Genomic DNA, 26226 nt, shown 5'->3' with positions numbered 1-26226 from the left:
TTAGCTCATTTCGCCTTGTTTCAAGAAGTCTAAATACTCTTGTGGTACACCGCAAAAGATCACTTGTTCGCGTTCGATTAAGTGATAACGAATATCTAAACCTTGAGCAATGAGTTGGTTATATAGTGGTGCAATATAAAGCTCTTGTTTTTGCCATTGACTGGCAGGCTTTGCTGCTTCAACTTCAAATGCACGTTTAAACTCACCAGCATGAGCGAAGTAATATAAGCCGGTACTGCATAAATCTGAAATTGGATTTTTTTCTGCAGTTTCAATTACTTTATCACTATTGGCAGCGATTGGTTTGGCATAAGACCAGTTATCACCTTCACCTTTAAACACCTCAAGGTAACCATCGGCGAATTGGCATAATGCGGGTAATTGAAATTCAGGTCTAAAGGTGTCGATATTAAAAATAGTGATTGGGGTACTGTCGTTAATATCCGTTAAACCAAGATAAACTGTTTCGGCTTGGCCACGGGTTTCTTGATCGAGTACATGTATCTCAAATTGTTTAATGCCGAGTGCCACGCAGCGCTGTTCTACAAATGCAGGTGTATCAAAATCTGCTCGCACAATAAATAGGAATGGCTCACTGTCAAAATAAGCTTTAAAACTTAAAATGGCATGATCAAATAGTGAAATACCATGAGCTTCAAGCATATATTTAGGCTGTTGGTAGCCTGCTTTGAAAAAACGGGAACTCAGTCCTGCCATTGGAATAACGATCATGCCGCTTCTTCTCCAAGTAATAATTGATATAGGCGATAAGCATTGCCAATAAAGGCTAATTGACGTTCTGGTCGATCAGCGTGCAAAGGTAGCATAGATAGAAATAGTTGGATCTGCATGGCGAGCATCTGTGTATATGACACGCCAAATGATTTAGCAATCCTATGATTAAATAAGCTAATAATCTGCTCTCGATTCGGGGTTTCTGCTATCGAGAAGTTAAGGCGGTTATCGACGAGTTCAACAGTAAAATATCCAGCAATAATAAGATCATACAAGCCAATAACCGAATGCGCTAATTTGGCGATATCGTATAAGCTATTGCCAAAAATACAGGCTTGATTGTCACCATCAATACCACGGGGATCAATCACTTTAATAGCGCGGGTTCTAAAGTCGAATAAAATATTACTAAAGCAAAAATCACCGTGTAATACATTGAGTATCTGGTTGTCTTTTGGTAACCACGGTTCACTGGCATGTGATAATTGATTGATACTTAGGCTTGCTTCACCATTAACAATCAATGGCATATCTAAATCAAATTGATTCTCTTGAGCAAATTGGGCTAGTCGACTGGCTGTTTTTTGCTGGAATAACTGTGTTAAAGCCGCAGATGGGATCACTGATGTGGTCGGATATTGCTGCGCGTCCGTAATAAATTGGCAGCAGGCATCAATGATTTGTTGCCAAGCAAATGCGGGTAATTGACTAAATGCATAAAGTTCATTGAGCGCAGTAAGATGTAAATACTCAATGCTATATTCAAAATAATCGTCTTGTTGAACTGAATTAAGTAGTTGTGGTGTATATATTTTTAAATACCCTGGAAGTACTTGATACCAGTTTTTTTCCGCTGCTAGCTTAAATGCTTTGTGACTTCTTTTGGTGACGACATGCTTACTGATGCTCATTTCATTGAAAGCACGCTGGGTGGTCATTTTCGATTTAGCATTATAATAAGTTTGACTGTGGCCAAAGTCATACCATTGTTCACAGTTAATCACGGTTAATGGCTGTTCTTGATGATAACCGTTGATCCCTTCAATAAAGTCCCAATTTGCGATGGTGATATGTTTTATCAATTTTTTGGGTGAAGCAAAGCTGAAGAAGCCATTGACAATATATGAGCTTTGTTGCTGGTTATCAGCTTGATACGGTTTGAGCTGTTGACTGGTTTGATCGTATTCAGTCCATTCATAGTTGGTTTCAACTTCGCTAACACACAACATATTGGAATGCTGTGGTAGCTCATCTAACAGTGTATCGCCATGTAAGATATACAAGGGTTCTTGCGGATCAAACTCGATCAGATTTAAGGCGTAGTTGATTGACTTACCTAAGCTTAAATAGAGTGGCAGTTTTAAAATAGTAACTTGGTAATCCGCTAATGATTGAGCATCGTAAGGACCAATATCAAAATCCTCAGGTAAGGTGAGATAAATTTGTTCACCTTGAGGTATCTTACTAATTTGATGGTGAAATAGGCGTTTATTACCAACAGGTAAAAAACTTGGCGGTAATTGTCCAAACTCTGATTGCAGATCTGAGCCGATATAAGCTGCTGAAGTAATTAAATACATGATTTTTCTTCTGCAAGTAGTTGGTTGATTTCGTCGAGCGATAATTTTGCAAACTCAGAGGGTCTAATCGCACGATCATCAATATAAAATCCTTCATGACCACACCAAGCTTGCCGACTAGAATTTCATCATAAGGGACTTGATGCTTATCTAACCAAGCCGTAATGATGGGCAATGTATGGATATTAATTTTACCTACATTACCTCATAAGTGCGCATATTACGGGCGGTTGAAATCACAATCGTAAAGCCTTGTTGATGATAGTGGCGCAGCTGTTCAATCACATCAAGTCGAGGGGCAACTTGTTCATAGTCACTGGTATTTGCTTGGGTTAAGGTCCCGTCAAGATCGACAATAAGTCTTTTCATGCTATGAATGTTCCTGATGTTAGCGTGTTCACTGATACTTGCTGCTAAAATGGCTAATATCAAACTAAAAATATATTTAAACTAAGTATATTTTACACAATTACATCTGTTTATTACTAGGGATGTAAGGTTAATAATTGATTATCAATTAATGCATAAATGTTGCATTAATGGGGCTTTGACAAGCTAAGCAATCTTTATTATTGATGATGATTCACAAATATCATCAATATAGGTAAGCTAATTGTATTTTTATTAATGCCTGAGTTTTATATTATTAAATTGCAGGGATTATGTGACCTTTCCACTTCATTTTGAGCAGACATCATTATGCAAATTCGAGCCGTATATCCAGGTACATTTGACCCGATCACCAATGGCCATAGCGATTTGATTGAACGTGCAGCTAAATTATTCAGTTATGTGGTAATAGGCATTGCTTCGAATCCATCTAAACAACCTAAGTTTAGTTTAGAAGAGCGAGTTGCTATGGCAAGGCAAGTGACGGCACATTTAGATAATGTCGAAGTTGTTGGTTTTAGTGGCTTGTTAGTCGATTTTGCTAAGCAGCAAGATGCCAGTGTGTTAATTCGTGGTTTACGTGCCGTATCTGATTTTGAATATGAATTTCAGCTAGCCAATATGAATCGCCGCTTATCGCCAGATTTAGAAAGTGTCTTTCTAACGCCCGCGGAAGAAAATGCGTTTATTTCTTCAACCTTGGTAAAAGAAGTATCACTGCATGGTGGTGATGTCAGTCAGTTTGTGGCACCGATAGTGACGCAAGCATTACTCGCTAAACATCAGCAAAAATAACGCTGTCTACTTTAATAAAAAAGCCGCATGATTGCGGCTTTTTGCTATTTATAAGCATGCTATAAACCAAAAATAACCTTCTCGCTTTTTAGCATTTTTTGCATCCCATAAATTAATACAATGGCGATAATTAAGGTTAAGGATGACGATAATGCCAGTTGAGTAAGACCAATATCATGGCCTTTTACAAATGCCATTAATGCCTGCTGTTGGCCCGATACCGGCACCCACTCAAGCACTTTAGGGGCGATGTTGTAGCTCGACATCATAGAAATTGCCATGGGCACAATCAGTACCATAGTGAGATATGATTGCGCTTCTTTAAAGCTCTTTGCGAGAAACGAGACAAACAACTGCAAGCTTGATGCTAGCAGGGCAACGGGAAAGCCAATCAGCAGCATTAATAATATAAAAGGTAAACTGATATTGACGCTAAATCCTAGTTCTTGCCAAGGTACTAAAGCATAAGCAAATTTTGAAACAAGCAGGATCAGTAATAAGCCTGCCATGGCAAATAGGGTAACGGTAATCACTTTCGATAATACAATTTGCCAAGTACTGATAGGATGACTCAGTAACAAGGTGAGAGAGTTACGCTCTCTTTCGCCGGCACTGGTATCAATGGCAAGGTTCATCCCTGAAATAAATACTGAATAGATCATAGTGAAAATGGCTAAGCCAATAATCATGCCGCCTTTAGAATCTACCGTGGCTTGATCTTGTACTTGTACTTGAATTGGACTCACTACACGAGGATCTATTCCCCTTGCTATTAAGCGTAAACTGGCAATGTCACTACTGTATGCTTGCAAGGCTCGTTCAATACGTCTAATTGAGCTTTGTAGTTTATCATTTGAATTATCGGCAATTAGCGTTATCGTCGCAGGCATGCCTTGGCTAATGTGGCTGTTATAATCTTTATCAATGATGATAGTGATTTGTTTGAGTTCGCTATTATCACTGTCAGCGTGATTAATTTCAGCGGTACTTAAATAGCGCACTAAATCCGGTGCAGCTTGGCTATTTTCAATAGAAATTAGTAATTGCTCAGGGCTCGATAACTGTTTAATAAGCACCATAAATAATAAGCACATGACAATCGGTGTGCCTAGTGCGTAATACAACCCGGCCATCACTGAACGCTTATCTCTGCTGGCATCTTTAAGCTCTTTTTTGATCATATTCGCCAGTACATGCATCATGCTGCGATTCCTTCATCTGTACCAATTAGCGTAATAAATGCTTCTTCTAGTGATGTTTGACCAGCCTGTTGGCATAATTCATCAGGACTGCCTGTAGCGACAACTTTACCCTTGGCCATGACGATGACATGATCACATAATGAAGCGACCTCTTGCATCACATGGCTAGAGAATAAAACGCAATGACCTTGGTCGCGCAGATCACTGAGCATGCCTCGTAGCACTCTAGTACTCATGACATCTAAGCCTCGGGTCGGCTCATCTAATACAATATTGCGAGGGTTATGCACGATAGCTTGTGCTAACGCGGTTTTCATTCTTTGCCCTTGTGAGAAACCTTTGCAGCGCCTATCGGCAATATCTTTGAGCATAAGTTTATCAATAACGGCTTGAGTTGCTTGGTCTGCCTGAGTATTACTCAATCCATTTAGGCTGGCAAAGTAGCTAATATATTCCCGAGGTGTGAGGCGTTCATACAAACCAAAAGGATCAGGAAATAATCCAAGCTGTTGTTTAGCTGCAATAGGATCTAGGGCAATATCAATACCATCAATTTCAGCCTGACCACTGTCAGGTGTCAATAAGCCAAATAAGGTTCGCAGGCAGGTGGTTTTACCTGCGCCATTTGGACCTAATAAGCCCGTAATATGACCATCTTGAGCACTAAAACTCAGATTGTCGAGCGCTTGTACCTCACCAATGCGTTTCGCTAAATTTTTGACTTCAAGCATGGCTAATCCTTATTTTTAATCGTGGCTACGCCATTGGCATTTAAATAAAAACTGCGAGATACATCTTTATCAAGGCAGCTAGTATCGATATCTTGCATGTTGCCAGCATCAATAAATTTCGCAATTAAACTGTTAGCACAAGACTGTTGCGCGACGCCGTGAGTCGCATGCGGTGCGATTAAATGGGTGGCGTTGCTCATGTCAACTTTGGCTAATTCTGCCCAGCTTGGTGGTGTTGCCGGATCTAACTCACCAGAGAGCAATAAAACGGGTAATGCGCTCTTAACTGGGGTTGAGATATCTGTCGGCGTAACATTCAAAAGGGGGCAAGAGATATCAAACGTAGTCAACATCTCTTGACCCATATAGGTACTATTGAGTTGTATGCGTTCTGCTTGAGTTAACCTCGGCCAATCTTCACTACAAATCACCGCAGCATGCATGCCCATTGCCATTGAGCCATCTCCGCGCAATGTAATGGCATACAAACCTAATAATGGTTGGTAATTGCCGTTAGCAGCTTGATGAATCGCAAGCGGAATTAAGCTACGGATACTTGGCATATATAACGCCATTCGGATCGCGCCATTAAATTTTGCGCGAGTTAAGGTCAATTGAGTTTGTTGAGCTGTGAGAGGGTCACTAATATTCTCGATAATAGGCTGCTGTGCTAACTGTTGGTCCAGCTTCATAAAATCATCAAGTAAATGGGGGAATTGCGCATGACAACTCGGTGATTGCTGACACTCTTCGACTAATAAATTAAAGCTGCGAGCAACGGCATCACTGATTGCCAGCACATTTTGCTGCATAGGCACAACGCCATCTAATGTTACGGTTGCAACGGCTTGCGGATAATCACGCATATATAGCTGCGCCATCCTAGTACCATAAGAAATACCGTAAATATGCAGTTTTTGATAGCCCAATTGCAGCCGCACTGCCTCAAGATCTTTTACTGCAGTTTGACTGGCATATTGGCTTATATCTGCATCAATATTAGCCAAACAAGTCTGAGTCGACTCGGTAATATCAAGTTGTTCGTCATTAAATGACAATGGCTTGCTGATCTCTTCGCAATCGAGTTTATTTGAACGCCCAGTCCCTCGTTGATCGATGAGTAATATATCGCGCGTTTGTCTGACTTTACTAAAGGTTGTATTAAATGCTTGCGCTAATTCTAACGCGGATTGTCCTGGACCGCCTGCTATAGCAAGTAATGCTTGTTGTGGGTGAGTGGCTTTAGTTGCCGGTAAAATGGCGTAATGAATATCAATTTTTTTGCCATTAGGTTGTTGATAGTTTTCAGACACACTGACACTGCCACATTGTAATTGATCGGCTACGCCTTTGAGATAACAGGCTGTACTTGCCGCCATGCTACTGGCGCTGAAGCTCACTAAAGAGGTGAATAAAAGAATAAAATGCGATTTTCGAGTCATGTTTTGAAGGGCGAATTTTGGCCATTTAGCATGTATGAGCATTGTGATAACCTTCCATTAAGAAATCACTTAACATTATTTTTACAACGCTAACCCTAGCGGTGCTGTTAGTCAATATAGGTGTTTGAAGTTTGTACAATTTTTAGTTTTAAAGTGTATCAGTTTGTAAACCATTAAGTGTCCGATTGAGGCAATCTATTGTCTATTATGTTTATGAAATATAAATGAAATAAGGCTATTTTGCAGTGTGATTTTATCAACAGATCGGAGCAGTGTAATTGTGATTTTCACCATAATTTTAGTAAATATCGTTAGTGTTTAGGTGAGCTTGCAGTAGAATGATTATGAAAAGCGGAACACTTGTAAGCTTAAATATAGGATTAATGAATGTCACTTGAACAATATCATGTTATTCGTCTTCTCAAGCAACAATGTCAGACATTGAAAAATGCAGTTGCACTTGAAGGCTATGCAATGGCAGCGCATGGCAACATGTCAGCTGGAGCGAGTTTGATCGCATCAGTGATAAGATTGCTCAGCTGCTGATTCAATACGATATCGCTGTACAAGATCGCGTTGTTATTTTATCTCAAAACTGCCCACAATGGACTTGTGCCGACGTTGGTAGCTTAAAAGCTCGTTCTGTTGTGGTACCTATTTACCCAACCAGTACTGCTGAACAAGCGGCTTATATTATTAATGATGCCCAAGCAAAATTGGTATTTGTGGGTGATCAAGCCCAGTATGATTTAGCTTGTGCAGCATTAAAAGACTGCAATACAGTGCAGCATGTTATTGCATTCGATGCTTCTGTAAAATTAACCAATGACATTAATCATCGTCATCTTGATACCTTACTTTCAAGTGAGGTTAGCCCTGCGGTAGAAGCTGAATTACAACAGCGTTTACAAGATACCGACTTAGATGACTTATTAACCTTGATATACACCTCAGGTACGACTGGTGACCCTAAAGGGGTGATGTTGGATTACCGTAATGTCGCTTCAACAGTACGCCAACATGATCAAAAACTTGCCTTTGAACCTGGTGATGTATCACTGGCATTTTTACCGCTAAGTCACGTTTTTGAGCGTGGTTGGAGCTTCTACGTATTATGCCGTGGTGGTCGCAATGTGTATTTGCAAGACACCATGATGGCAAAAGAGGCGATTTTAGCGGTTAAGCCACATACTATGTGTGTGGTTCCAAGATTTTTAGAGAAAGTGTATAGCGCAGTTCAAGATAAAGTGAGTAAATCACCTGCGATGCGCCAAAAACTATTTGCGTGGGCGATTAATGTGGGTCAACGCCAATTTGAAGTGAATCAAGGCCGAGAGCAAGGTTCGACAGCGTTGAAATTGCAGTGGCTATTGGCTGACAAATTGGTATTTAGCAAGTTACGTAACGTACTTGGTGGCCGTTTTAAATTTATGCCTTGCGGTGGCGCGGCGTTAGATGCTGACGTAGCGGCATTTTTCCATAGTATTAATCTACCAGTGCTATGCGGCTATGGTATGACTGAGACCACAGCAACTGTGACTTGCAATACTTTAGCAAATCGCGTTACAGGTTCTAATGGGCAAGCATTGCCAGATGTTGAGATTAAGATTGGTCAAGACAATGAAATCTTAGTTCGTGGTGATATCGTGATGCGTGGTTACTATAACCGCCCGCAAGAAACGGCTGAAGCTTTTGAAGATGGTTGGTTAAAAACCGGCGATGCAGGGCGTTTTGATGCGCAAGGTAATCTCTATATAACCGATCGTATTAAAGAATTAATGAAGACCTCAAACGGCAAGTATATTGCGCCGCAACGGGTTGAAGGTAAGGTTGGCTGCTGCCCGTTCATTGAGCAGGTGGCGATTGTTGCTGACGCCCGTAACTATGTGACGGCACTGATTGTACCTGCATTTTCTGCACTTGAGTCTTGGGCTAAAGATAAAGGCTTAAGTTATGAGTCGCCAATGGATTTGTTGCGTCATAGTCATGTGGTAGAACATTTTGAACAGCGTTTAAAGCACTTACAAAAAGAACTGGCGGGATTTGAGAAAATCAAAAAGTTCACCCTATTACCTGAAGCATTTTCAATGGAATCTGGGTTAATTACACCGACCATGAAATTACGCCGTAAGATGATTTATCACAAATATGCGCGCGAAATTAAGGCGATGTATAGTAAGTAGTAGTAAAACAAATATCTAAAGGACGCATTAGCGTCCTTTTTTGTATGATTAAATAAGTCAGAAAATGATAATCTCGATTGTAGTAACAATATTGATAAGGACATTTAATGGCACACTTTAGTCTAGAGTTAAGCCCAAGATTTAATGAAACGGATGGTTTAGGCCATATTAATAATACGGTGATCCCTATTTGGTTTGAGGCAGGTAGAGAGCCTATTTTTAAAATATTTAATCCATCACTGGCATTAAGTGAATGGAATTTGATTGTGGCGGGTTTCACTATTGCCTATAAAGCGCCGACATTTTTTGGCCAAGATGTAACGATTACGACTGAAGTGATTCGGATTGGTAATAGTAGCTTTGATGTTAAACAATGCTGTTGGCAAGGAGATAAGTTAACGGCGGAGGCGACCACAGCGATGGTGCATTATGATTATCAAACTGAGCGTAGCCAGCCAATTAGCGAGCAAATAAAATCAGCGTTATTAAACAATAAAGCCCGCGTATAGCGGGCTTTGTCTTGAATGACTTAAGGTTATTCGAACTGAATCTCATCAAAGCTAGTGACTTGTTCAAAATTCCCTTTGATGACATCAGGGCTGCGTACCATTTGTTTGGTTATCAAGCCTGCTGCTTGAGCCGCTTTTAGCTCATCGGCTAAATCAGACACAAATAGAATCTGACGCGGTGTTAAGCTGATGGTATTACAGATATTTGAATAAGCTTGTCGATCCAGTTTACTACCTGTTCGGGTATCAAAATGGCCATTAAATAGTGGATTTAAGTCGCCGCCATCACTGTGACCAAATAGCATTGATTGTGCTTCGGCTGAACCAGAAGAGAAGCTATAAACTCGAATGCCTTGGGCGCGATAGCGTTTGATTGCTTCAATGAAGTCTGGGTAGATATGGCCGGTAAATTCGCCAGCCGCATAACCTTGCTTCCAGATTAATCCTTGCAAGGTTTTTAATGGTGTTGCTTTACGATCTTCACTGATCCACTGCTGTAGAATCTCAATCACACGCTCAATTGAGGCATCAGGCTCTAGGGCGATATCTCTTACATCACTAATACAGTTATCAACCAGTACACTATGCTGATTTTGCATAATAAAATCAGGCAATGATTTAGCTGAATAAGGAAAGAGCACCTGATGAATAAAGGCTAAATCGGTAGTTGTTCCTGCTGTATCAACAACAATGGCTCTGATACTCATAAGATGAAGACTCCGCAACATATATAATAATTATCCGATCTCAATGCTATGCCGAAAAGCCGCGCTTGGCTAGCCTTTCGGCAGCAATATTAGATCTTGCCCATGTTTACAGAATATCAGGGCTATTGATGCACTAATTTGCCTGTTTTAACGACTTCTTTGCAAGGATTAACACCATAGCTATAGGCGAGTTCTGCTGGCGACTCGATTTGCCATAAACAAAAATCTGCATTCATTCCTGTTTTCAGTACACCAACTTGATCACTGATACCGAGTGCTTTAGCAGCATTGACTGTCACTCCTTGTAGTGCCTCGGCTGGCGTTAATCTAAATAAGGTGCAACCTAAGTTGAGCATTAGTAGAGTTGAGCAAAGCGGTGATGAGCCTGGATTAAAATCACTGGCTAGCACCATGGGCACTTTATATTGGCGTAAAAGCTCGATTGGCGGCATTTTCGTTTCACGTAGGAAATAAAATGCCCCCGGCAGTAAGGTTGCACAAGTACCACTTTGAGCTAAGGCTTGAACACCTGTTTCATTAAGGTATTCAATATGATCAACTGACAGTGCTCCCATCTTTGCTGCCAGAGTAGAACCTCCCATATTGGAAAGTTGCTCGGCGTGCAGTTTAATAGCTAAGCCAGCTTCTTTTGCCGCAGTGAGTATTTGTTCGGTTTGCTCAAGATTGAATGCGATATTTTCGCAAAATACATCAACTGCGTCGGCTAGGTTTTCATTAATTACCGCGGGTAGCATCTGCTCGACGACGCAATTAACATAAGCTTGGCAATCATCTTTAAATTCAGGAGGTAACGCATGAGCACCTAAAAATGTTGTTTTAACATCCACATGGTGATGCTTACCTAATTCTCTTGCTACTCGTAGCATCTTCAATTCATCTTCAAGGCATAAACCATAACCGGATTTGATTTCAACCGTGGTGACACCTTCTTTAGCTAATGCATTTAAACGACGGCGACCAAGCTCAAATAACTCACCCGCAGTAGCGGCTCTAGTGGCATTGACCGTGTTAATAATGCCACCGCCTGCGGCGGCAATTTCTTGATAACTAACACCATTTAAGCGTTGTTCAAATTCATTAGCGCGGCTACCGGCAAAGATAAGGTGAGTATGTGCATCAATTAAACCTGGGGTAATCCAACCACCATAACCGCGGTAAACGGGGGTATCCAGTGGATCGAATTGCGGTAGATCTGCCCGTGGACCAATCCAAGCTATTTTGCCATCTTTGACTGCAATCGCACCATCAGTAATCGCGCCATAATGGTTATCTATGGTGTTATCCATAGTGGCAATATTGACCTCAATCCAAACTTGATCCCAGCACATAACCAATCCTCAAATGTTTAATTAACGTTATCAATGTAAATCAACTTGTATTTACTTGTATATACAAGTTAGGATTATAGCCGTATTTTTAAGCAGTAATCATGTGTTACGGCGTTAAAATCTGGAATTAGGGTGGCATAGGGTGATGGTAAAAGCAAAATATCAGCAAATTAAGCTTCATATTCAGCAACGTATAGATGCTGGTATTTGGGCTGAATTTGCCAAGTTGCCATCAGAGAATCAATTAGCCGAGTCATTCAATTGCAGTCGAATGACCGCAAGAAGGGCGTTAACCGAACTTGCAGAAGAGGGAATTTTAGAGCGGAGCCAAGGACTGGGCACTTTTGTTGCTGAACTTAAAAGTCAGTCATCAATGTTGGCGATTCACAATATTGCAGATGAAATTCGCCAACGTGGGCATGGTTATAGTGTGCAGGTGTTAAGGCTAGAAACTTGTACTGCACCAACTGAAGTGGCTTTAGCACTGGCTTTACCTGAAACGGTTTCAGTTTTTTATTCATTACTGCTGCACTGTGAACAAAATATCCCACTGCAATTAGAAGCTCGCTACGTCAATCCATTTATTGCGACTGATTACCTTAAACAAGATTTTAGCCAACAAACACCCCATGAATATTTATCGTTAGTTGCGCCATTAACTGAAGCCCATCACACCGTTGAGGCGGTAATGGTTGATGCCAAGATGCGTGGCTATTTAGCGATTGAAGCTAACGAACCCTGTTTACAAATTTTACGCCGCACTTGGTCTACTCAAGGTGTGGTGAGCGTGGCCAAATTGACTCATCCGGGCAGTCGTTTCAAGTTGGGTGGACATTTAACGATTAAGGGCTAACAGCCTTGTCATTATTATAAAAAAGAGGAAGCACACTATGGATAGCAGACATGACCCTAGTCGCCGCATTATTGCGCCAACGGGCTCACAGTTAAGTTGTAAAAGCTGGTTAACTGAAGCGCCCATGCGGATGTTGATGAATAATTTACACCCTGATGTGGCCGAGCGACCAGAGGATTTAGTGGTCTATGGTGGTATTGGGCGCGCCGCGCGTGATTGGCAATGTTATGACAAAATTATAGAGGTGCTACAGCGCTTAGAAGACGATGAAACCTTGTTAGTGCAATCTGGTAAACCTGTGGGCGTGTTTAAAACTCATGCAGATGCACCGCGAGTGCTCATTGCTAACTCAAACCTGGTACCGCATTGGGCTAATTGGGAGCATTTTAATGAACTCGATAAGTTAGGACTGGCGATGTACGGTCAAATGACTGCAGGGTCTTGGATCTATATTGGTTCACAAGGCATTGTGCAAGGTACTTATGAAACTTTTGTGGCGATGGCTAAGCAACATTTTGCCGGTAGTGCTAAGGGCAAGTGGATTTTAACTGGTGGTTTAGGTGGCATGGGCGGTGCGCAGCCATTAGCGGGTACGATGGCTGGCTTTTCTGTGATTGCCTGTGAAGTTGATGAAACCCGTATCGATTTTAGATTACGTACCCGTTATGTTGATAAAAAAGCCACTAGTCTAGATGAAGCATTGGCAATGATTGAGCAAGCAAAACAGGATGGTAAACCTGTGTCAGTCGGCTTGTTAGGTAATGCTGCAGATGTGTTTGCTGAGCTGGTGGCGCGTGAGATTACGCCAGATGTTGTGACTGACCAAACCTCTGCCCATGATCCGCTCAATGGTTATTTACCACAGGGGTGGAGTTTAGAATATGCCGCTCATATGCGTAGTACTGATGAAGCGGCTGTTACCTCTGCGGCTAAAAAGTCGATGGCAGTGCAAGTACGTGCGATGTTAACCATGCAGCAACGTGGTGCTGCAACAACCGATTATGGTAATAATATTCGGCAGATGGCGCTTGAAGAGGGCGTTGAAAACGCATTTGATTTCCCCGGTTTTGTGCCTGCTTATGTGAGACCGCTATTTTGTGAGGGCATAGGCCCATTCCGCTGGGTCGCGCTTTCGGGTGACCCTGAAGATATCTATAAAACCGATCAAAAAGTAAAAGAACTCATTCCTGATAACCCCCATCTACATAATTGGCTGGATATGGCGCGTGAACGTATCGCCTTTCAAGGCTTACCTGCGCGTATTTGTTGGGTGGGTTTGAAAGACCGTGCTCGTTTAGCCTTAGCCTTTAATGAGATGGTTAAGAGTGGTGAATTATCAGCTCCAGTTGTTATTGGTCGTGACCATCTAGATTCAGGCTCTGTTGCCAGTCCAAATCGTGAAACTGAATCTATGTTAGATGGTTCCGATGCCGTATCCGATTGGCCATTATTGAATGCGCTATTAAATACGGCGGGTGGTGCCACTTGGGTATCGCTCCATCATGGTGGTGGTGTCGGCATGGGCTTTAGTCAACATTCAGGTGTGGTGATTGTGTGTGATGGCAGTGATGCTGCGGCTAAACGTGTTGCGCGGGTATTATGGAACGACCCCGCAACCGGGGTGATGCGTCATGCCGATGCGGGATATGAGATAGCGAAAAATTGTGCCAAGGAGCAGGGCTTAGATCTGCCAATGCAGGAGTAACAAGGATGCGACATATTGAGATTATACCGGGTAAGCTAACCCTTGCTGATTTACGTCATATTAGTCGACATAATGTACAGGTGAGTATTGCCAATAGTGCGCTAGATGATATCAACCAAAGCGCTGCTATTGTGCAGCAAGTATTAGATCAAGGCCGAGTGGTTTACGGCATTAATACGGGGTTTGGCTTGTTAGCAAATACCCGTATTGCAGCAGAAGATTTACAAATATTACAACGTTCTATCGTATTATCGCATGCGGCTGGCACTGGCCAATATATGCAAGATACCACTGTACGCTTGATGATGATTTTAAAAATTAACTCGTTGAGCCGTGGTTTTTCAGGTATTCGACTTGAGGTGATTAATTTTCTTATCCAGTTGGTTAATGCTGGCGTATATCCTTGTGTACCAGAAAAAGGTTCAGTGGGTGCCTCCGGTGATTTAGCACCATTAGCCATATGTGTTTGCCATTATTGGGCGAGGGCGAAATGAGCTATCAAGGTCAAATCATCTCGGCGATGGAAGGGCTTGAGATTGCAGGGCTAACGCCGATTGAATTAGCGGCTAAAGAGGGCTTGGCGCTATTAAATGGTACTCAAGCTTCAACGGCGTTGGCGTTAGAAGGACTGTTTAATGCTGAAGACCTGTATGCGGCGAGTACGGTAATTGGCGCGATGTCCGTTGAAGCTGCTATGGGCAGCCGTAGTCCATTTGATGCTCGTATTCATGCTGCCCGCGGCCAAGTTGGGCAAATTGATACTGCTGCCGTGTTCCGGCATTTGTTGGGGGATGAGTCTGAAATTAGCCAAAATCATATTGATTGTGAAAAGGTGCAAGATCCTTACTCATTAAGATGTCAGCCACAGGTGCTAGGAGCATGTTTGGCACAAATCAGACACGCTGCCAACGTGCTAGAGGTTGAGGCTAATGGTGTAACCGACAACCCATTAGTGTTTATTGATAACGCTGATATTATTTCCGGCGGTAACTTCCACGCTGAACCGGTGGCGATGGTGGCAGATAATCTTGCGGTCGCTATTGCTGAAATTGGCTCGATAGCTGAACGTCGCATTGCACTATTAATTGATGCAGGCTTATCTAAGTTGCCACCATTTTTAGTCGATAACGGTGGGGTTAATTCGGGCTTTATGATTGCGCAGGTGACTGCTGCTGCATTAGCCTCAGAAAATAAAACCCTTGCCCATCCTGCTTCTGTAGATAGTTTACCAACATCTGCAAACCAAGAAGATCATGTGTCGATGGCAACCTTTGCAGCACGGCGTTTACGTGATATGAGCGAAAACACCCGCGGCGTATTGGCGGTTGAATGGTTAGCTGCTGCGCAAGGGCTTGATTTCCGTCGACCATTGCAACCCAGTATGGCAGTGGCAAGAGCACACGCCGAATTAAGAGAAGTTGTCAGTTTTTATGATAAAGACCGTTATTTTGGGCCAGATATAGAGGCTGCCACCGAGTTACTCTGTGGTGCTTGTTTAAATGACTATCTACCGCAGAACATTTTACCAAGTTTGTAAAAACCATAATATTTAAAGGGGCTTCGCCCCTTTTTTTTATTCGTGTGTGTTACTCTTGCGGCTAATATAAGTGTGTGTAGGATTTACTCGGAGTGCTTTCTTTGAACCAAGAAATCAGACTTGAAATAGCCACTTGGCTTTCTCAATTTGGCATTAATACTCAGCCGTCTGATAGCACTGCAACTGCGGTTGTTTTAGTGTGCTGCGTTATTGTTGCAGGTTTATCATATCTTTTTGTTCGTCGTGGCGTGATTAAAGCAATGAACGCGGTGATCCGTCGTTCTAAAGTGACTTGGGATGATGTGTTTATGCGTCATCGAGTGTTAGAAACTTTGGCGTTAATTGTGCCTGCGTTAGTGCTGAATATTTTAGTACCATTAGCGCTTACCGAACATAAACTGATGAGTACACTGGTTGATCGCATTTTAAGTGTTTGGCTGGTGGTGTTATTAATCCGTGCCGCTTATGCTTCGCTGGATGCCGCCAATGAAATTGCTGATCTGAATTTAGTGAGTCGGCGTTTACCGATTAAAAGTTTTGTGCAGTTATTTAAGCTGTTTCTGTTCTTTGTCGGCATCATTGTGTCGATCTCCATTCTTGCGGATCAATCCCCGGTTTATTTCTTAAGTGGTTTAGGTGTTGCAACTGGTTTAGTGATGTTAGTGTTCCGCGATACTATTCTTGGTTTTGTGGCGGGGATCCAGCTAGCAGCTAACCGAATGGTTAGTATTGATGACTGGATTGAGATGGATAAGTACGGTGCCAATGGTGCGGTAGAGGAGGTCTCACTCACCACGGTTAAGGTGCGTAACTGGGATAAAACCGTTACCAATATACCTGCATATGCACTGGTTCAAGATTCTTTTAAAAACTGGCGTGGCATGCAAGAGTCTGGTGGTCGCCGGATTATGCGTTCACTCTTTATTGATATTGAAACCATTAGCTTCTTAACCGAAGAAGATTATGAGCGTTTAACTCAGATTAATTTATTAAAGGCTTATTTGGTTAATAAATCAGATGAAATTAAGCATGCCAATGCAGAAACTGAAGCCAATAATATTGCCGGTAATACTCGTAGACTGACTAATATTGGTACTTTTAGAGCGTATTTGGAGGCGATGCTACATGCTAATCCTAATATTCGTGAAGATATGACATTTTTAGTTCGTCAGCTTGAGCCAACAGCCCAAGGGTTACCGATTCAAATTTATGTCTTTACCAATGATACTCGTTGGGCAATTTATGAAGGCATTCAGGCAGATATCTTTGATCATATCTTTTCGATACTGCCTGAGTTTGGTTTGCGTGCGTTCCAAGGGCCATCAGGATCGGATATTCGCTCGCTGAAATCTTAGCCTTCTCTCGTGACTAGGATGGCGGCGAGGCTGACAAAGACGCCGCCACTGACTCGGTCGAACCAATGCAATTGATTACTGCGTTTTAATTTAGGGGCTAATAGGCTGGCTAAACAAGCGTAAATCATTACAAAGCTGAAATCGACCACAGCCCAAGTACCGGCAAGAATGGATAATTGCGGTGCTTGAGGCTCACTCATATTAATAAACTGCGGGAACAGCGCCGCAAAAAACAGTAGATCCTTTGGATTACTAATACCCACCATAAACGCTTGCTTAAACAGCTGTAATGGACTGCCTGTACCCTGTTTTTTATTTAAATTAAATTGCTGATCTTGCTGTTTTGAAAGCAGTAGTTTAACGCCTAAAAATAATAGGTAAGCTGCGCCACACCATTTTAATACCGTAAAGCCATACTCACTGGCGCTCAGTAGTGCGCCAAGTCCTGCTGCTGATGCCATCATGAGTAATAGCGCCGAAGTGACACTACCAGCTGCTGTGGCTAAACTTTTCGTTTTGCCATAGTGGATGCCATGACTCATCGACAATACCGCAATGGTGCCGGGAGAAATTGCGATTAATAAGATTGCAAATAGGTACAGTAGCCAAGTTTCAAAAGTCATAATATTTATTCTAGTTATTTGTCAGTATGAAAGTCTGGGATTGTTTTTGGGTATTTGCCTGATACCGAACGATAAAAACCGATCAGTTGTTGCATATCTTGTTCGATGTTGCCAGTCGGGGTTAATGGATTTGTGATAATCACCTGCTTTAATTTGAAATCCAGCGCAACAGGAACAATATCGACCTGTGCTTTATAGGCGATATGATAAAAGCCCGTTTTCCAACGAGTGACTTGGCTGCGGGTTCCCTCAGGGGCTAATGCCAATTTATAGTTAGCATCTTGCTTAAAGAGATCTGCTACAGCATCAACTAAGTTATTGGTGGTACGTCGATCGACAGGCGTCCCCCCAATGGCGCTGAAAAACCAACCCCAGGGTTTAATAAAGAGAGAATGTTTACCTAAAAAATGGATATGAGTAGCAAGTGCAAAGCGAGCTAACAAACCGACAATAAAGTCCCAGTTACTGGTATGTGGTGCAACAATAATCAAGTATTGTGCTTGTTTGGGGAGTTGTCCTTGTATCTGCCAACCCCATTGTTTAAGTAACCAACGGCTTAGTGTCTGCATCATCTGTTATTATTCTCTTTGTTATGATTGTTGCAATTATAAAACAAGACTTTAGGTCAAATATTAAAAATACGCTATCATCCTACCATAACGATTATCGGTCAGTTAACAAGAGATGATTATGCCTATTTTACTCAAGCTGCTGTTATCTATATTAATTTGTTTAACCAGTTTTCAGAGTTTAGCGGTGCCTTCTGATGAAATCAGCAAGGTGATCATTGCTCAGCAAGATGCATGGAATCGTGGAGATTTAGATAGCTATATGCAAGGCTATTGGAATGATCCCAAAATGCGTTTTGTTTCAAATGGTAAGCTTAGATATGGCTGGCATGAGACATTAGCATCCTACAAGAAACACTATCCAAATAAGGCCACATTAGGGCATCTAACTTTTACTATTAAAGATATTAAAATGCTTAGCAATTATGCTGCGTTAGTGGTGGGGCGTTGGCAACTTGAGCGTGAGAAAGATAAGCCTGGTGGAGTTTTTACCTTGTTAGTTGAGCGCATTAATGATCAATGGGTGATTACCCATGATCATACTTCGTCGTAACGTTTATTTAGCTGTTGGCAAATGAAAGGTTTGTCGATTAAAAGGCTTGCCTGTTGGAGTATAACTGACCTCAGTTAATTGCAGCTGCTTGTGGTTATCCATTAACAACACAGTACTCGAACGGGTGCCGTATTCTGGCTGGCAAATAAAAATGGCAGACAATTGTCGCTCCCACTCTAAACTCACGCCAGTATTAGGTAAGCTCTCATCGGGTGCTTGTGATTGATCTTTAAGTAGATTCAGTAAGGCATCAACATCAATATCTGCTTGTTGATTAATCAATTGCTCCAGTGCTTGTTGTCCCTTAGCCATTTTAGGCCAGTTATCATCTAAGGCCCCATTACAGACGGCATGAAAGCCATCTTTTAGTTGGCGCATCTCTTGGCTGGGACTATGAAAACAATATATCTGTTGTTGTCGGCTAAAAAGCAAATTGAATGGATTAAATTGTTGGTAATGCAGAGCCAACCAGTCAGCATTGATAGTGCTGGGATGTAATAGGGTATTGACCACAAGCTCACCGCGACTTTGCATATTCAATTGCTGCTCGGCCACGCGAATATTAGTGATGGTACAAAAGTCACCCACTTGATTAACACCAAACCAAGTGCCGCCACCTTGTAAATCTTTACCTGCAATAAGCTGTTGTTTATCAGGCCATATATGTGCAGATTGAGTTGGCCGTAGATGAAATTCATCGCGATTGGCGCAGACAATTAATGGGTAGTCTGGATGTTGATTAATGGCGATAAAGACAATGCACATAAATGGTTAGCTCGCTTAAGGCTCTGGTAAGTTGCTAGCTTAGCCCGAGCCTTAATAATTTACCATTAATGATGGTGGTGACCATGGGATTCAGCAGCATGTTCATGGTGGTGGTGAGCTGGACGGTTAATTACTAAGCGTCTTAAAAACTGTCGAGGTCCTTGGCGCAGTAGGCTTGCAGCAAATAAACCCGCAATAGCAATTAAGCAAAGGTATTCGATACTTGCTGGTAAATGCAGTAACTGCACGCGTGCAGGTAGTGACCATGCCGCTAGGCTAATACCTGCAATAATGAGCGCTACCAGTCCAATTTGTTGTGGACGCTTTAACAGTTTCAGTTGATCAATACTGATTAATGGCGCTGCCACAAGTGCAAGCATTACCGCTGCAGTTGACCAGCCGCTATAAGCTAATGCCAGTGCTAACACTGCTGCGCCCAAGTTGCAGAAGCGCATCGGTAAAAAGACCAATAGCAAGATCACCACTTGTAGCGCAGGATGCTCAAGCGGTATCGCTGGATGCCCAATGAGATTAGCCAGCACTAGACTGAGTAACACCCAAGGTGCACTGCGATCCACTAAATGCAATAAACCAAAACATAACGCTGATTGAGGCACTGATGCGTGTGGATCAATCAGCTGCACTTTATTTAAGGTTAAGAAGGCACCGATCACCAATAAAATGACGGCTTGTGCTAATGCATACCAAGGGCTCAATAACAGTGCGGTAATAATCAGCGCTTCAGGGCCTGCTAATCGTTGTAACCAGCGAGCGGCTAAAGAGTGACTTCGTGGTGATAAACCTAATGCAAACCGAATTGCAGCAGTGACGTAGGCCAACAGTAATACCGGTGCAATAGTAAACATCCACTCGACTAGCTGTTCTGTACTATGGCCGTGATCATGACCGCCGTGGTCGTGACCATCTGAACCAACAGTGAGCAATAAAATCAGTAAACCAATACCTAATAAGCTGCCTATGCCCGCTTGATATTCATATTTATGCTTTTTATCTTCAGGGGTGCCGTGCGGTTGATGTAATACCACATGCAAAATCGAACCTGTTACAAAGGCTTGTAAATAAACGGTATTGTCTAAACTTAGCTGCGCTAGTAAGTGTTCGCCAGCAAAATAGCCTAAGCTAGTTAATAACATCATGCTCGCTAGAACAACAATTGACCAACGTAAGCCGATTTGTGGTCGCAGTAACCACCAAATAGCAAGGCCAACTGGTAGGCGATGCAAAATAACGCCTAATGCGAGTAATGGTGAGTTACCACCGTGTTGCGCTAAGACCATAGCACCACCATCAGTGATGGTATGCAACATTAAGCCGCCGACACCTAAAATTAAGGTTAGGTTATGGGTAATTTCTGAGTAACGATGGAAAATACGTTCGCTGAGCGTCGGCCCCCAAAGACCCAAGATCACGAATACAATCGCCATTAAACCGCCATGTTCTAGCAATTCAGGCAAAATATGGATAAGAACTAAGCCACCCAAAGAGACAAAAATAAAGCCATCTAAGCCTTTTTGTAAGCCACTACCCGATGAAAAGTAGCGATAAAAAAGTGGGCCAATTAATAGGGCAATACAGCTGGCGAATAGATACAGCATAGGTCTCACAGGCTTGGTTTAGAAGCGGCATAGTATAACAGCAGATTAGCAAATGGGCAGAGTGTGCTACGTAAATTACTTTTACAAAAATTGAGGTAATTAAGCCCTATTTGCTTATTTGTAACGCCACGAGTAATTAAAGAATGTCACATATCTATAAAACTTATTAAAAAATGCAACAGTGTGTAATGCGAAGTGTATAATAACGGACTGTTTCTTCACCTAAAAGTTATATTTATGGATATATTGTCAGCAGCGGTAATGTTATTTTTAATTATGGATCCGCTAGGTAATCTACCTATCTTTTCTTCTATTTTACGCCATATCGATCCTAAGAAGCGCCGTAAAGTATTGATCCGTGAGCTGTTGATTGCATTATTCATTATGTTGGCATTTTTATATGCCGGTGAAGCCATTCTTAATTTCCTCAATTTACGTTCTGAATCAGTCAGTATTGCTGGCGGTATTATTCTATTTTTAATTGCGATTAGAATGATTTTTCCGCAAGAGGGCGGTGTAACAGGGCTTGCAGCAGGTGAAGAGCCTTTTATCGTGCCGATGGCTATCCCATTAATGGCAGGCCCATCAGTATTAGCTGCACTGATATTGCTTGCTCATACTGATGGTACTCGCATGGTCGATTGGACCATTGCGCTTATTGCAGCTTGGGGCGTGAGTTCACTCATCCTGTTATTTAATCAACTATTCACGAAAGTGTTGGGTGATAAAGGTCTAACCGCGATGGAGCGTTTGATGGGGATGGTGTTGGTGATGATCTCTGTGCAGATGTTCCTTGATGGTATCGCCAGTTACTTAAAACATGTTTAAGTGATATCAAAAAGCCAGCGAAATGCTGGCTTTTTTGTATTCCTCTAAAGCGTTGCCGGCTTTGACCGATAACCTAAGGGTAGAAAGGGGTTGTGATAATTTGCTGCTTGGCCGCGGGTAGAAAAATCTCACTGACCAGCACTTGCTGTTGTAGTCGATAAAACTGACGTTGTCGGCCCCATAGTACTTCATCAACAGGTTGTTGTAGTGATTGTGCTAATCGTGCCAATTTACTGCAAGGGGCTATCTTGCTATTTCAATCGGGCCAGGAGTAAAGTCGTCACGACTAAACAGTAATTCGCCTAAAGGCCGATTACCGAGATGAAAAAAGTCGTTATTAGGCGTGTTGACCAATAGGGCTGGAATGATGCTGCGGGCAAATACCCACGGGACACCGTCTAGGCATAGCAATACTTCACGCACCCAAACAGGGTTATTGTGTTGATCTTGTTGCCACATTTCGCCCAACACTTTAACCTGAAAGTGTTTACAACATTGTTTTAGTCTTAAGGTCAAACTGCCTTGAGCTAATAACCAATCTGTTAATGGTGCTTCAGGACGTGTCAGCATATTGGATGGTGAAAACCATTGAATTGATTCACCATAAGGAAAACCTAAGCTTGTTTCAGGCATCTACTACTCAATCGAATAATCGCTTGAAACGAGTCTAACATGCCATCGACTAGCCTGATAGTTGTTGAATGTGTTAACCATGATAAAAGGAATTATCAATAATGAAAACGCTATCTTTATTACTTATATCGCTGCTGTTTTTTACCCTGCCAGTCATGGCTGAAGAGGAAGAAAAAGAAGCCGCAGCAGAAGATGCCCCAGCCGTAATCGAATACGCTTACTATGGGTTTGAGCCCGATATTATTACTAATTACGTCACTTCAAAAAAGAAGATGGGTTATATCCGTGTGACTGTTGAGTTGATGGTGAAAAACGCGGCTGATTTAGTGGAAATTGAGCAGCACGCGCCATTATTACGGGCCGCTATGATTGAAATTTTAGGCAACCAACCTGAAGAACGCATAAAATCTTTATCAGGACGAGAAGCGATCCGTAAGCAATGTTTTGATACTATGTCGCGCTTATTAAAGCAGGAGACAGGTAAAGAGCCTATTAATCACCTGCTATTTACCAAATATTTATACGATTAATTTGCCTGTTGGCAAGCCGAGTGGAATGCATGAACAAGTTTGCCAAAAAAAATGCCCGCAATAATCATCAATCTAGCTTAATGCAGGAGCAAGCAACTGCTGTAACAGCAAAAGGATTGCATGCTCGCAATATACATAATGACGCTTATGATTTTGATGCATTAATTAATGCATCAAAATCACTTGCGCCGTTTGTTAAGCCAACCAAATATGGTCAACTGTCGATAGACTTTGCTGATCCACTCGCTGTAAAAGCACTTAATCAAGCTATCTTATTAGCACATTATCAGATTAAAGCTTGGGATATTCCGACGGGTTTCTTATGCCCGCCAATCCCCGGTCGCGTCGATTATTTGCACTATATTGCCGATCTATTGATGACGAGCGATAAGCTTGTGAAAGGCCATAAAATAAAAGTACTTGATATCGGTACTGGCGCTAACGGAGTGTACCCATTATTGGGTGCGAGTATTTATGGCTGGCAATTTACTGCAACGGATATTGATCCTATTTCGATAGCGAATGTGGATAAGATTTTAAGTCATAATCCGCAGCTTGCGAGCAAGATAAGCTTGAAACTGCAAAGTGACAGTCAGCATATTTTTAACGGCGTTATTGCTGCAGATGAACGCTATGACTTAACCATGTGCAACCCACCTTTTCACGCTTCTTTGGCGGAGGCAACGGCTGGCAGTTTGCGTAAAGAGCGTAATTTACAGGCTAATCGTGGTGAGAAAGTACAGCTTAAGACTCAGGCTAAACTTAATTTTGGTGGCCAAAAAGCTGAGCTTTGGTGTGATGGTGGTGAAGCTAAGTTTTTAGCCAATATGATCAAAGAGAGTCAGCAGTTTGCGACCCAGTGTTTATGGTTTACCAGTTTAGTGTCTAAAAAAGAGAGTTTACCCGCTTGTTACCAGCAATTGGAGCAAGTTGGCGCAGTGACTGTTAATACCATTGATATGCAGCAGGGTAATAAGCAAACGCGGGTATTGGCGTGGAGTTTCTTAACTGACAAGCAGCGGCAGTTATGGGCTAAATATCGCGGCTAAAGCATAAAAGATAACGGCATCAATAGATGCCGTTATTGCTTGTATTATTTGCTTGGGTTCCACAATAGCTTGCCGCAGTCGGTTAAATCATATCCGCCTAACATCAGCGCTAGTTGACGTGTTTGCGGACTGGTTAACATGCTAAATAGCTGTTGTAATTGGCGTCTAAAATAGATGCTTTGTGGCATCACAAAATCAAAAGATTCAGTGACTAACGGAATAAATCCTAAGCCGCTTTCAAGTGCGACAGATTGGCAACCAAAACCAATATCTGCGTCACCCCTGGCAATGTAGCCTGCTAATTCACGTTCACTATATGCCGTTAACGTGCTGGTTAAGTCTTCAATTTCAGCACCTTGAGTTTTTAACCAATGCGCTAAATGTTGCTGGCTGCCCGCACCTTCCTGACGGTTAACCCAGCGCCAAGCTAAGCTCAGTACTTTGTCGGCCTCTTGGCAGCGATGTAGCATGTCTGGGCGAACGATTAATCCCTGTTGTCTGGTGTAGCCATGTACCATGATCCATTGTTGGTGGTTGGCATAGCCCTTAAGTAGCGCGGGATGGCGAATATTACGTTCATCAACACTGCCCCAGTGCAAGGTACACACGTCGGCATAGCCTTAGACAGTAAGTCGAGTCCTAATCTTGAACCCGTTGCGCTATAGCTAATTAATTCTCGGCTACCCACATGCGACATTAAACGTGCCACTAACATTGATAATAATGGGTCATCACTGCCCGTAATTAAGAGTCGGTCCGTTAGCATACCGCTGTGGCATGAATCCATGATCCAGCGGTCAATTAAAATCTTAGGAAATAGCCACTTACCAGTGATTTTTGTGGCAGGTAAAATCCTGTCATTAGCCATGGCATAGACCTTTTTTTCATTAAGATCTAAGTATTCGGCCACTTGCTTGGCGCTCATATAAACTAGGTCACTAGCTTCGGTCATTTTGATTCCTGCGGTAATTATTAACGCTTGCTTGGGGCATCAAATTCGATGGTTTCGCTGCCATTATAAATTAAAAAGTGACGGCCTTTGGCTCGAGCAATGGTGGTTATTCCCAATTTTTGAGCTAGCTCTAAGCCCATCTGAGTCACGCCGCTGCGAGATAATAAAACAGGGATACCCATTTTGGCTACCTTAATGACCATTTCAGAGGTCAGGCGGCCTGTGGTGTAGAATACTTTATCCGCACCATCTTGTTGGTTAATCCACATTTCACCAGCAAGGGTATCAACGGCATTATGACGACCAACATCTTCAACAAAATTAAGTATTTGATCTTCATGACAAATGCCACAACCATGTACTGCACCTGCATTTTTATAGGTGTCATTATACTCATTAATATTTTTAAGTAGGCTGTATAGGGTGCTCTGTTTTATTTGTGGTGTGGGCAATTTAATATCTTCAACACCATCCATAAAGCCACCAAAAACAGTACCTTGACCACAACCTGTGGTGACCGTTTTTTCTGATAACTGTTGCTCTAAATTTTCAGTTTGTTCAGTAGTGATAATGGCGGCTGAATTGACATCCCAATCAACGATGACGGATTCAAGTTGTTTTGCGTCTGTAATAAAACCTTGATTTTTCAGGTATCCCAACGCCAGAGCTTCTGGTCTTGCCCCTAATGTCATTAATGTCACAATAGGACGCCAGTTTAAATATACGGTCAATGGTCGTTCGCAGGCGACATGTTTATCGACCACCTCACCATTCTCGTTAACAGCGGTGACAGCGATGGTTAGCGGTACTTCGGCGCGGGTTTTAACTAGGTTGATCGATAATGGGTTCATAATAAAGGCCATAAAAACGAAAGTAGAATAAACATAGCAATAATTGTACCTAAACGTATTAACTATATATAAAATGTGATGCTTATCTCATTTATAGGGTTGTGGTCGGTTGAATATGTCTATATTTTAATTGAAGTTTGGACAAAATGTCCTAATCTTAAAGTGTAGATTTATCACTAAGTCG

Annotated in this window: 22 protein-coding genes and 4 pseudogenes; 11 read left to right on the top strand and 15 right to left on the bottom strand. The window is 42.1% G+C overall.

Annotated elements, in window-relative coordinates:
• From JCM15074_RS15055 to JCM15074_RS25660, 3 genes are all read right to left on the bottom strand, one after another.
• A complete protein-coding gene (locus JCM15074_RS15055; protein WP_025822078.1) occupies window positions 1-732 on the bottom strand; it encodes a glycosyltransferase family 2 protein in 732 nt (243 codons plus the stop codon).
• On the bottom strand, window positions 729-2315 hold the full coding sequence (locus JCM15074_RS15050) for a hypothetical protein (RefSeq protein WP_025822076.1): 1587 nt from the start codon (window positions 2313-2315) through the stop codon (window positions 729-731). The genes JCM15074_RS15055 and JCM15074_RS15050 overlap by 4 nt, the downstream gene beginning before the upstream one ends.
• A 195-nt stretch (window positions 2316-2510) precedes the next feature.
• Window positions 2511-2684 carry an HAD hydrolase family protein gene (locus JCM15074_RS25660; RefSeq protein WP_373278912.1) on the bottom strand — a complete coding sequence of 58 codons (174 nt, stop codon included), beginning with the start codon at window positions 2682-2684 and terminating at the stop codon, window positions 2511-2513.
• A gap of 330 nt (window positions 2685-3014) precedes the next feature.
• Here JCM15074_RS25660 and coaD point away from each other — a divergent pair, with 330 nt between their 5' ends.
• A complete protein-coding gene (gene coaD / locus JCM15074_RS15040; RefSeq protein ID WP_025822074.1) occupies window positions 3015-3500 on the top strand; it encodes a pantetheine-phosphate adenylyltransferase in 486 nt (161 codons plus the stop codon).
• Between the two features lie 59 nt (window positions 3501-3559).
• Here the strand turns inward: coaD and JCM15074_RS15035 are convergent, their stop codons facing one another.
• The 3 genes from JCM15074_RS15035 to JCM15074_RS15025 are packed head-to-tail and all read right to left on the bottom strand — an operon-like array spanning window position 3560 to window position 6812.
• Window positions 3560-4699: an ABC transporter permease gene (locus tag JCM15074_RS15035; protein ID WP_025822072.1), complete on the bottom strand. Its 1140-nt coding sequence runs from the start codon at window positions 4697-4699 to the stop codon at window positions 3560-3562.
• Window positions 4699-5433, bottom strand: coding sequence for an ABC transporter ATP-binding protein (locus JCM15074_RS15030; protein WP_025822071.1), 735 nt, complete (start codon window positions 5431-5433; stop codon window positions 4699-4701). The genes JCM15074_RS15035 and JCM15074_RS15030 overlap by 1 nt, the downstream gene beginning before the upstream one ends.
• A 2-nt stretch (window positions 5434-5435) precedes the next feature.
• Window positions 5436-6812 carry an alpha/beta fold hydrolase gene (locus tag JCM15074_RS15025; RefSeq protein WP_159105303.1) on the bottom strand — a complete coding sequence of 459 codons (1377 nt, stop codon included), beginning with the start codon at window positions 6810-6812 and terminating at the stop codon, window positions 5436-5438.
• A 450-nt stretch (window positions 6813-7262) separates the two neighbouring features.
• On the opposite strand from JCM15074_RS15025, the pseudogene JCM15074_RS22435 reads away from it, so the two are divergent.
• Both JCM15074_RS22435 and JCM15074_RS15015 read left to right on the top strand, forming a co-directional pair.
• Window positions 7263-9058: pseudogene (locus tag JCM15074_RS22435) on the top strand (AMP-dependent synthetase/ligase).
• A gap of 107 nt (window positions 9059-9165) precedes the next feature.
• Window positions 9166-9567 carry an acyl-CoA thioesterase gene (locus JCM15074_RS15015; protein WP_025822067.1) on the top strand — a complete coding sequence of 134 codons (402 nt, stop codon included), beginning with the start codon at window positions 9166-9168 and terminating at the stop codon, window positions 9565-9567.
• Between the two features lie 26 nt (window positions 9568-9593).
• Here JCM15074_RS15015 and mtnC read toward each other — a convergent pair whose 3' ends face one another.
• Window positions 9594-10274, bottom strand: coding sequence for an acireductone synthase (gene mtnC, locus JCM15074_RS15010; protein ID WP_025822065.1), 681 nt, complete (start codon window positions 10272-10274; stop codon window positions 9594-9596).
• 122 nt (window positions 10275-10396) lie between these two features.
• Window positions 10397-11623, bottom strand: coding sequence for an imidazolonepropionase (gene hutI / locus JCM15074_RS15005; RefSeq protein WP_025822063.1), 1227 nt, complete (start codon window positions 11621-11623; stop codon window positions 10397-10399).
• Window positions 11624-11768: 145 nt separating this feature from the next.
• Here hutI and hutC point away from each other — a divergent pair, with 145 nt between their 5' ends.
• The 4 genes and pseudogenes from hutC (at window position 11769) to JCM15074_RS14985 (ending at window position 17073) form a co-directional block, all read left to right on the top strand.
• The gene (gene hutC, locus JCM15074_RS15000; protein ID WP_025822061.1) at window positions 11769-12476 is read left to right on the top strand and encodes a histidine utilization transcriptional repressor HutC; all 708 of its coding nucleotides are present in this window, start codon (window positions 11769-11771) and stop codon (window positions 12474-12476) included.
• Window positions 12477-12513: 37 nt separating this feature from the next.
• Window positions 12514-14181, top strand: a complete 1668-nt coding sequence (gene hutU / locus JCM15074_RS14995; RefSeq protein ID WP_025822059.1) for a urocanate hydratase — start codon at window positions 12514-12516, stop codon at window positions 14179-14181.
• 5 nt (window positions 14182-14186) lie between these two features.
• Window positions 14187-15718 (top strand): annotated as a pseudogene (hutH, locus tag JCM15074_RS22430) (histidine ammonia-lyase).
• A 101-nt stretch (window positions 15719-15819) separates the two neighbouring features.
• On the top strand, window positions 15820-17073 hold the full coding sequence (locus JCM15074_RS14985) for a mechanosensitive ion channel family protein (RefSeq protein WP_025822057.1): 1254 nt from the start codon (window positions 15820-15822) through the stop codon (window positions 17071-17073).
• On the opposite strand, the gene JCM15074_RS14980 is transcribed toward JCM15074_RS14985, so the two are convergent.
• Both JCM15074_RS14980 and JCM15074_RS14975 read right to left on the bottom strand, forming a co-directional pair.
• On the bottom strand, window positions 17070-17696 hold the full coding sequence (locus tag JCM15074_RS14980; protein ID WP_025822055.1) for a LysE family translocator: 627 nt from the start codon (window positions 17694-17696) through the stop codon (window positions 17070-17072). The genes JCM15074_RS14985 and JCM15074_RS14980 overlap by 4 nt on opposite strands.
• Before the next feature lie 14 nt (window positions 17697-17710).
• Entirely contained in the window at window positions 17711-18268 is a 558-nt protein-coding gene (locus tag JCM15074_RS14975; protein WP_025822053.1) for a lysophospholipid acyltransferase family protein, read from the bottom strand.
• 118 nt (window positions 18269-18386) lie between these two features.
• Between JCM15074_RS14975 and JCM15074_RS14970 the strand changes: the two genes are divergently transcribed.
• Window positions 18387-18818, top strand: a complete 432-nt coding sequence (locus tag JCM15074_RS14970) for a YybH family protein (protein WP_373278911.1) — start codon at window positions 18387-18389, stop codon at window positions 18816-18818.
• A 3-nt stretch (window positions 18819-18821) separates the two neighbouring features.
• Here the strand turns inward: JCM15074_RS14970 and JCM15074_RS14965 are convergent, their stop codons facing one another.
• Window positions 18822-19583, bottom strand: coding sequence for an NRDE family protein (locus JCM15074_RS14965; protein WP_025822049.1), 762 nt, complete (start codon window positions 19581-19583; stop codon window positions 18822-18824).
• A gap of 65 nt (window positions 19584-19648) precedes the next feature.
• Complete coding sequence (locus JCM15074_RS14960) at window positions 19649-21199, bottom strand: ZIP family metal transporter (RefSeq protein ID WP_025822047.1); 1551 nt, start codon at window positions 21197-21199, stop codon at window positions 19649-19651.
• A gap of 237 nt (window positions 21200-21436) precedes the next feature.
• Here JCM15074_RS14960 and JCM15074_RS14955 point away from each other — a divergent pair, with 237 nt between their 5' ends.
• On the top strand, window positions 21437-22027 hold the full coding sequence (locus JCM15074_RS14955) for a YhgN family NAAT transporter (protein WP_025822045.1): 591 nt from the start codon (window positions 21437-21439) through the stop codon (window positions 22025-22027).
• A 73-nt stretch (window positions 22028-22100) separates the two neighbouring features.
• Here JCM15074_RS14955 and JCM15074_RS22425 read toward each other — a convergent pair.
• A pseudogene (locus tag JCM15074_RS22425) lies at window positions 22101-22660 on the bottom strand (chorismate--pyruvate lyase family protein).
• 101 nt (window positions 22661-22761) lie between these two features.
• On the opposite strand from JCM15074_RS22425, the gene JCM15074_RS14945 reads away from it, so the two are divergent.
• Both JCM15074_RS14945 and rlmF read left to right on the top strand, forming a co-directional pair.
• Entirely contained in the window at window positions 22762-23190 is a 429-nt protein-coding gene (locus JCM15074_RS14945) for a flagellar basal body-associated protein FliL (RefSeq protein ID WP_084267029.1), read from the top strand.
• 29 nt (window positions 23191-23219) lie between these two features.
• Window positions 23220-24239: a 23S rRNA (adenine(1618)-N(6))-methyltransferase RlmF gene (rlmF, locus tag JCM15074_RS14940; RefSeq protein WP_025822041.1), complete on the top strand. Its 1020-nt coding sequence runs from the start codon at window positions 23220-23222 to the stop codon at window positions 24237-24239.
• A gap of 44 nt (window positions 24240-24283) precedes the next feature.
• Here rlmF and JCM15074_RS22420 read toward each other — a convergent pair.
• Window positions 24284-25191 (bottom strand): annotated as a pseudogene (locus tag JCM15074_RS22420) (substrate-binding domain-containing protein).
• 20 nt (window positions 25192-25211) lie between these two features.
• On the bottom strand, window positions 25212-26042 hold the full coding sequence (locus JCM15074_RS14930) for a formate dehydrogenase accessory sulfurtransferase FdhD (RefSeq protein ID WP_234400245.1): 831 nt from the start codon (window positions 26040-26042) through the stop codon (window positions 25212-25214).
• Window positions 26043-26226 lie beyond the last annotated feature (184 nt).

Origin of the sequence: Shewanella marina JCM 15074 (genome assembly GCF_000614975.1) — a bacterium.
In the GTDB taxonomy this organism is placed as follows: domain Bacteria; phylum Pseudomonadota; class Gammaproteobacteria; order Enterobacterales; family Shewanellaceae; genus Shewanella; species Shewanella marina.
The sequence above is the reverse complement of the archived record's forward strand: the minus strand, read 5'-3'. Positions and strand labels throughout refer to the sequence as shown.

What these genes read in the sequence shown, in the direction of transcription:
- JCM15074_RS15055 (WP_025822078.1), bottom strand. Translation starts at nt 732, where the DNA reads ATGATCGTTATTCCAATGGCAGGACTGAGTTCCCGTTTTTTCAAAGCA.
- JCM15074_RS15050 (WP_025822076.1), bottom strand. Translation starts at nt 2,315, where the DNA reads ATGTATTTAATTACTTCAGCAGCTTATATCGGCTCAGATCTGCAATCA.
- JCM15074_RS25660 (WP_373278912.1), bottom strand. Translation starts at nt 2,684, where the DNA reads ATGAAAAGACTTATTGTCGATCTTGACGGGACCTTAACCCAAGCAAAT.
- coaD (WP_025822074.1), top strand. Translation starts at nt 3,015, where the DNA reads ATGCAAATTCGAGCCGTATATCCAGGTACATTTGACCCGATCACCAAT.
- JCM15074_RS15035 (WP_025822072.1), bottom strand. Translation starts at nt 4,699, where the DNA reads ATGCATGTACTGGCGAATATGATCAAAAAAGAGCTTAAAGATGCCAGC.
- JCM15074_RS15030 (WP_025822071.1), bottom strand. Translation starts at nt 5,433, where the DNA reads ATGCTTGAAGTCAAAAATTTAGCGAAACGCATTGGTGAGGTACAAGCG.
- JCM15074_RS15025 (WP_159105303.1), bottom strand. Translation starts at nt 6,812, where the DNA reads ATGGCGGCAAGTACAGCCTGTTATCTCAAAGGCGTAGCCGATCAATTA.
- JCM15074_RS15015 (WP_025822067.1), top strand. Translation starts at nt 9,166, where the DNA reads ATGGCACACTTTAGTCTAGAGTTAAGCCCAAGATTTAATGAAACGGAT.
- mtnC (WP_025822065.1), bottom strand. Translation starts at nt 10,274, where the DNA reads ATGAGTATCAGAGCCATTGTTGTTGATACAGCAGGAACAACTACCGAT.
- hutI (WP_025822063.1), bottom strand. Translation starts at nt 11,623, where the DNA reads ATGTGCTGGGATCAAGTTTGGATTGAGGTCAATATTGCCACTATGGAT.
- hutC (WP_025822061.1), top strand. Translation starts at nt 11,769, where the DNA reads ATGGTAAAAGCAAAATATCAGCAAATTAAGCTTCATATTCAGCAACGT.
- hutU (WP_025822059.1), top strand. Translation starts at nt 12,514, where the DNA reads ATGGATAGCAGACATGACCCTAGTCGCCGCATTATTGCGCCAACGGGC.
- JCM15074_RS14980 (WP_025822055.1), bottom strand. Translation starts at nt 17,696, where the DNA reads ATGACTTTTGAAACTTGGCTACTGTACCTATTTGCAATCTTATTAATC.
- JCM15074_RS14975 (WP_025822053.1), bottom strand. Translation starts at nt 18,268, where the DNA reads ATGATGCAGACACTAAGCCGTTGGTTACTTAAACAATGGGGTTGGCAG.
- JCM15074_RS14970 (WP_373278911.1), top strand. Translation starts at nt 18,387, where the DNA reads ATGCCTATTTTACTCAAGCTGCTGTTATCTATATTAATTTGTTTAACC.
- JCM15074_RS14965 (WP_025822049.1), bottom strand. Translation starts at nt 19,583, where the DNA reads ATGTGCATTGTCTTTATCGCCATTAATCAACATCCAGACTACCCATTA.
- JCM15074_RS14960 (WP_025822047.1), bottom strand. Translation starts at nt 21,199, where the DNA reads ATGCTGTATCTATTCGCCAGCTGTATTGCCCTATTAATTGGCCCACTT.
- JCM15074_RS14955 (WP_025822045.1), top strand. Translation starts at nt 21,437, where the DNA reads ATGGATATATTGTCAGCAGCGGTAATGTTATTTTTAATTATGGATCCG.
- JCM15074_RS14945 (WP_084267029.1), top strand. Translation starts at nt 22,762, where the DNA reads ATGAAAACGCTATCTTTATTACTTATATCGCTGCTGTTTTTTACCCTG.
- rlmF (WP_025822041.1), top strand. Translation starts at nt 23,220, where the DNA reads ATGAACAAGTTTGCCAAAAAAAATGCCCGCAATAATCATCAATCTAGC.
- JCM15074_RS14930 (WP_234400245.1), bottom strand. Translation starts at nt 26,042, where the DNA reads ATGAACCCATTATCGATCAACCTAGTTAAAACCCGCGCCGAAGTACCG.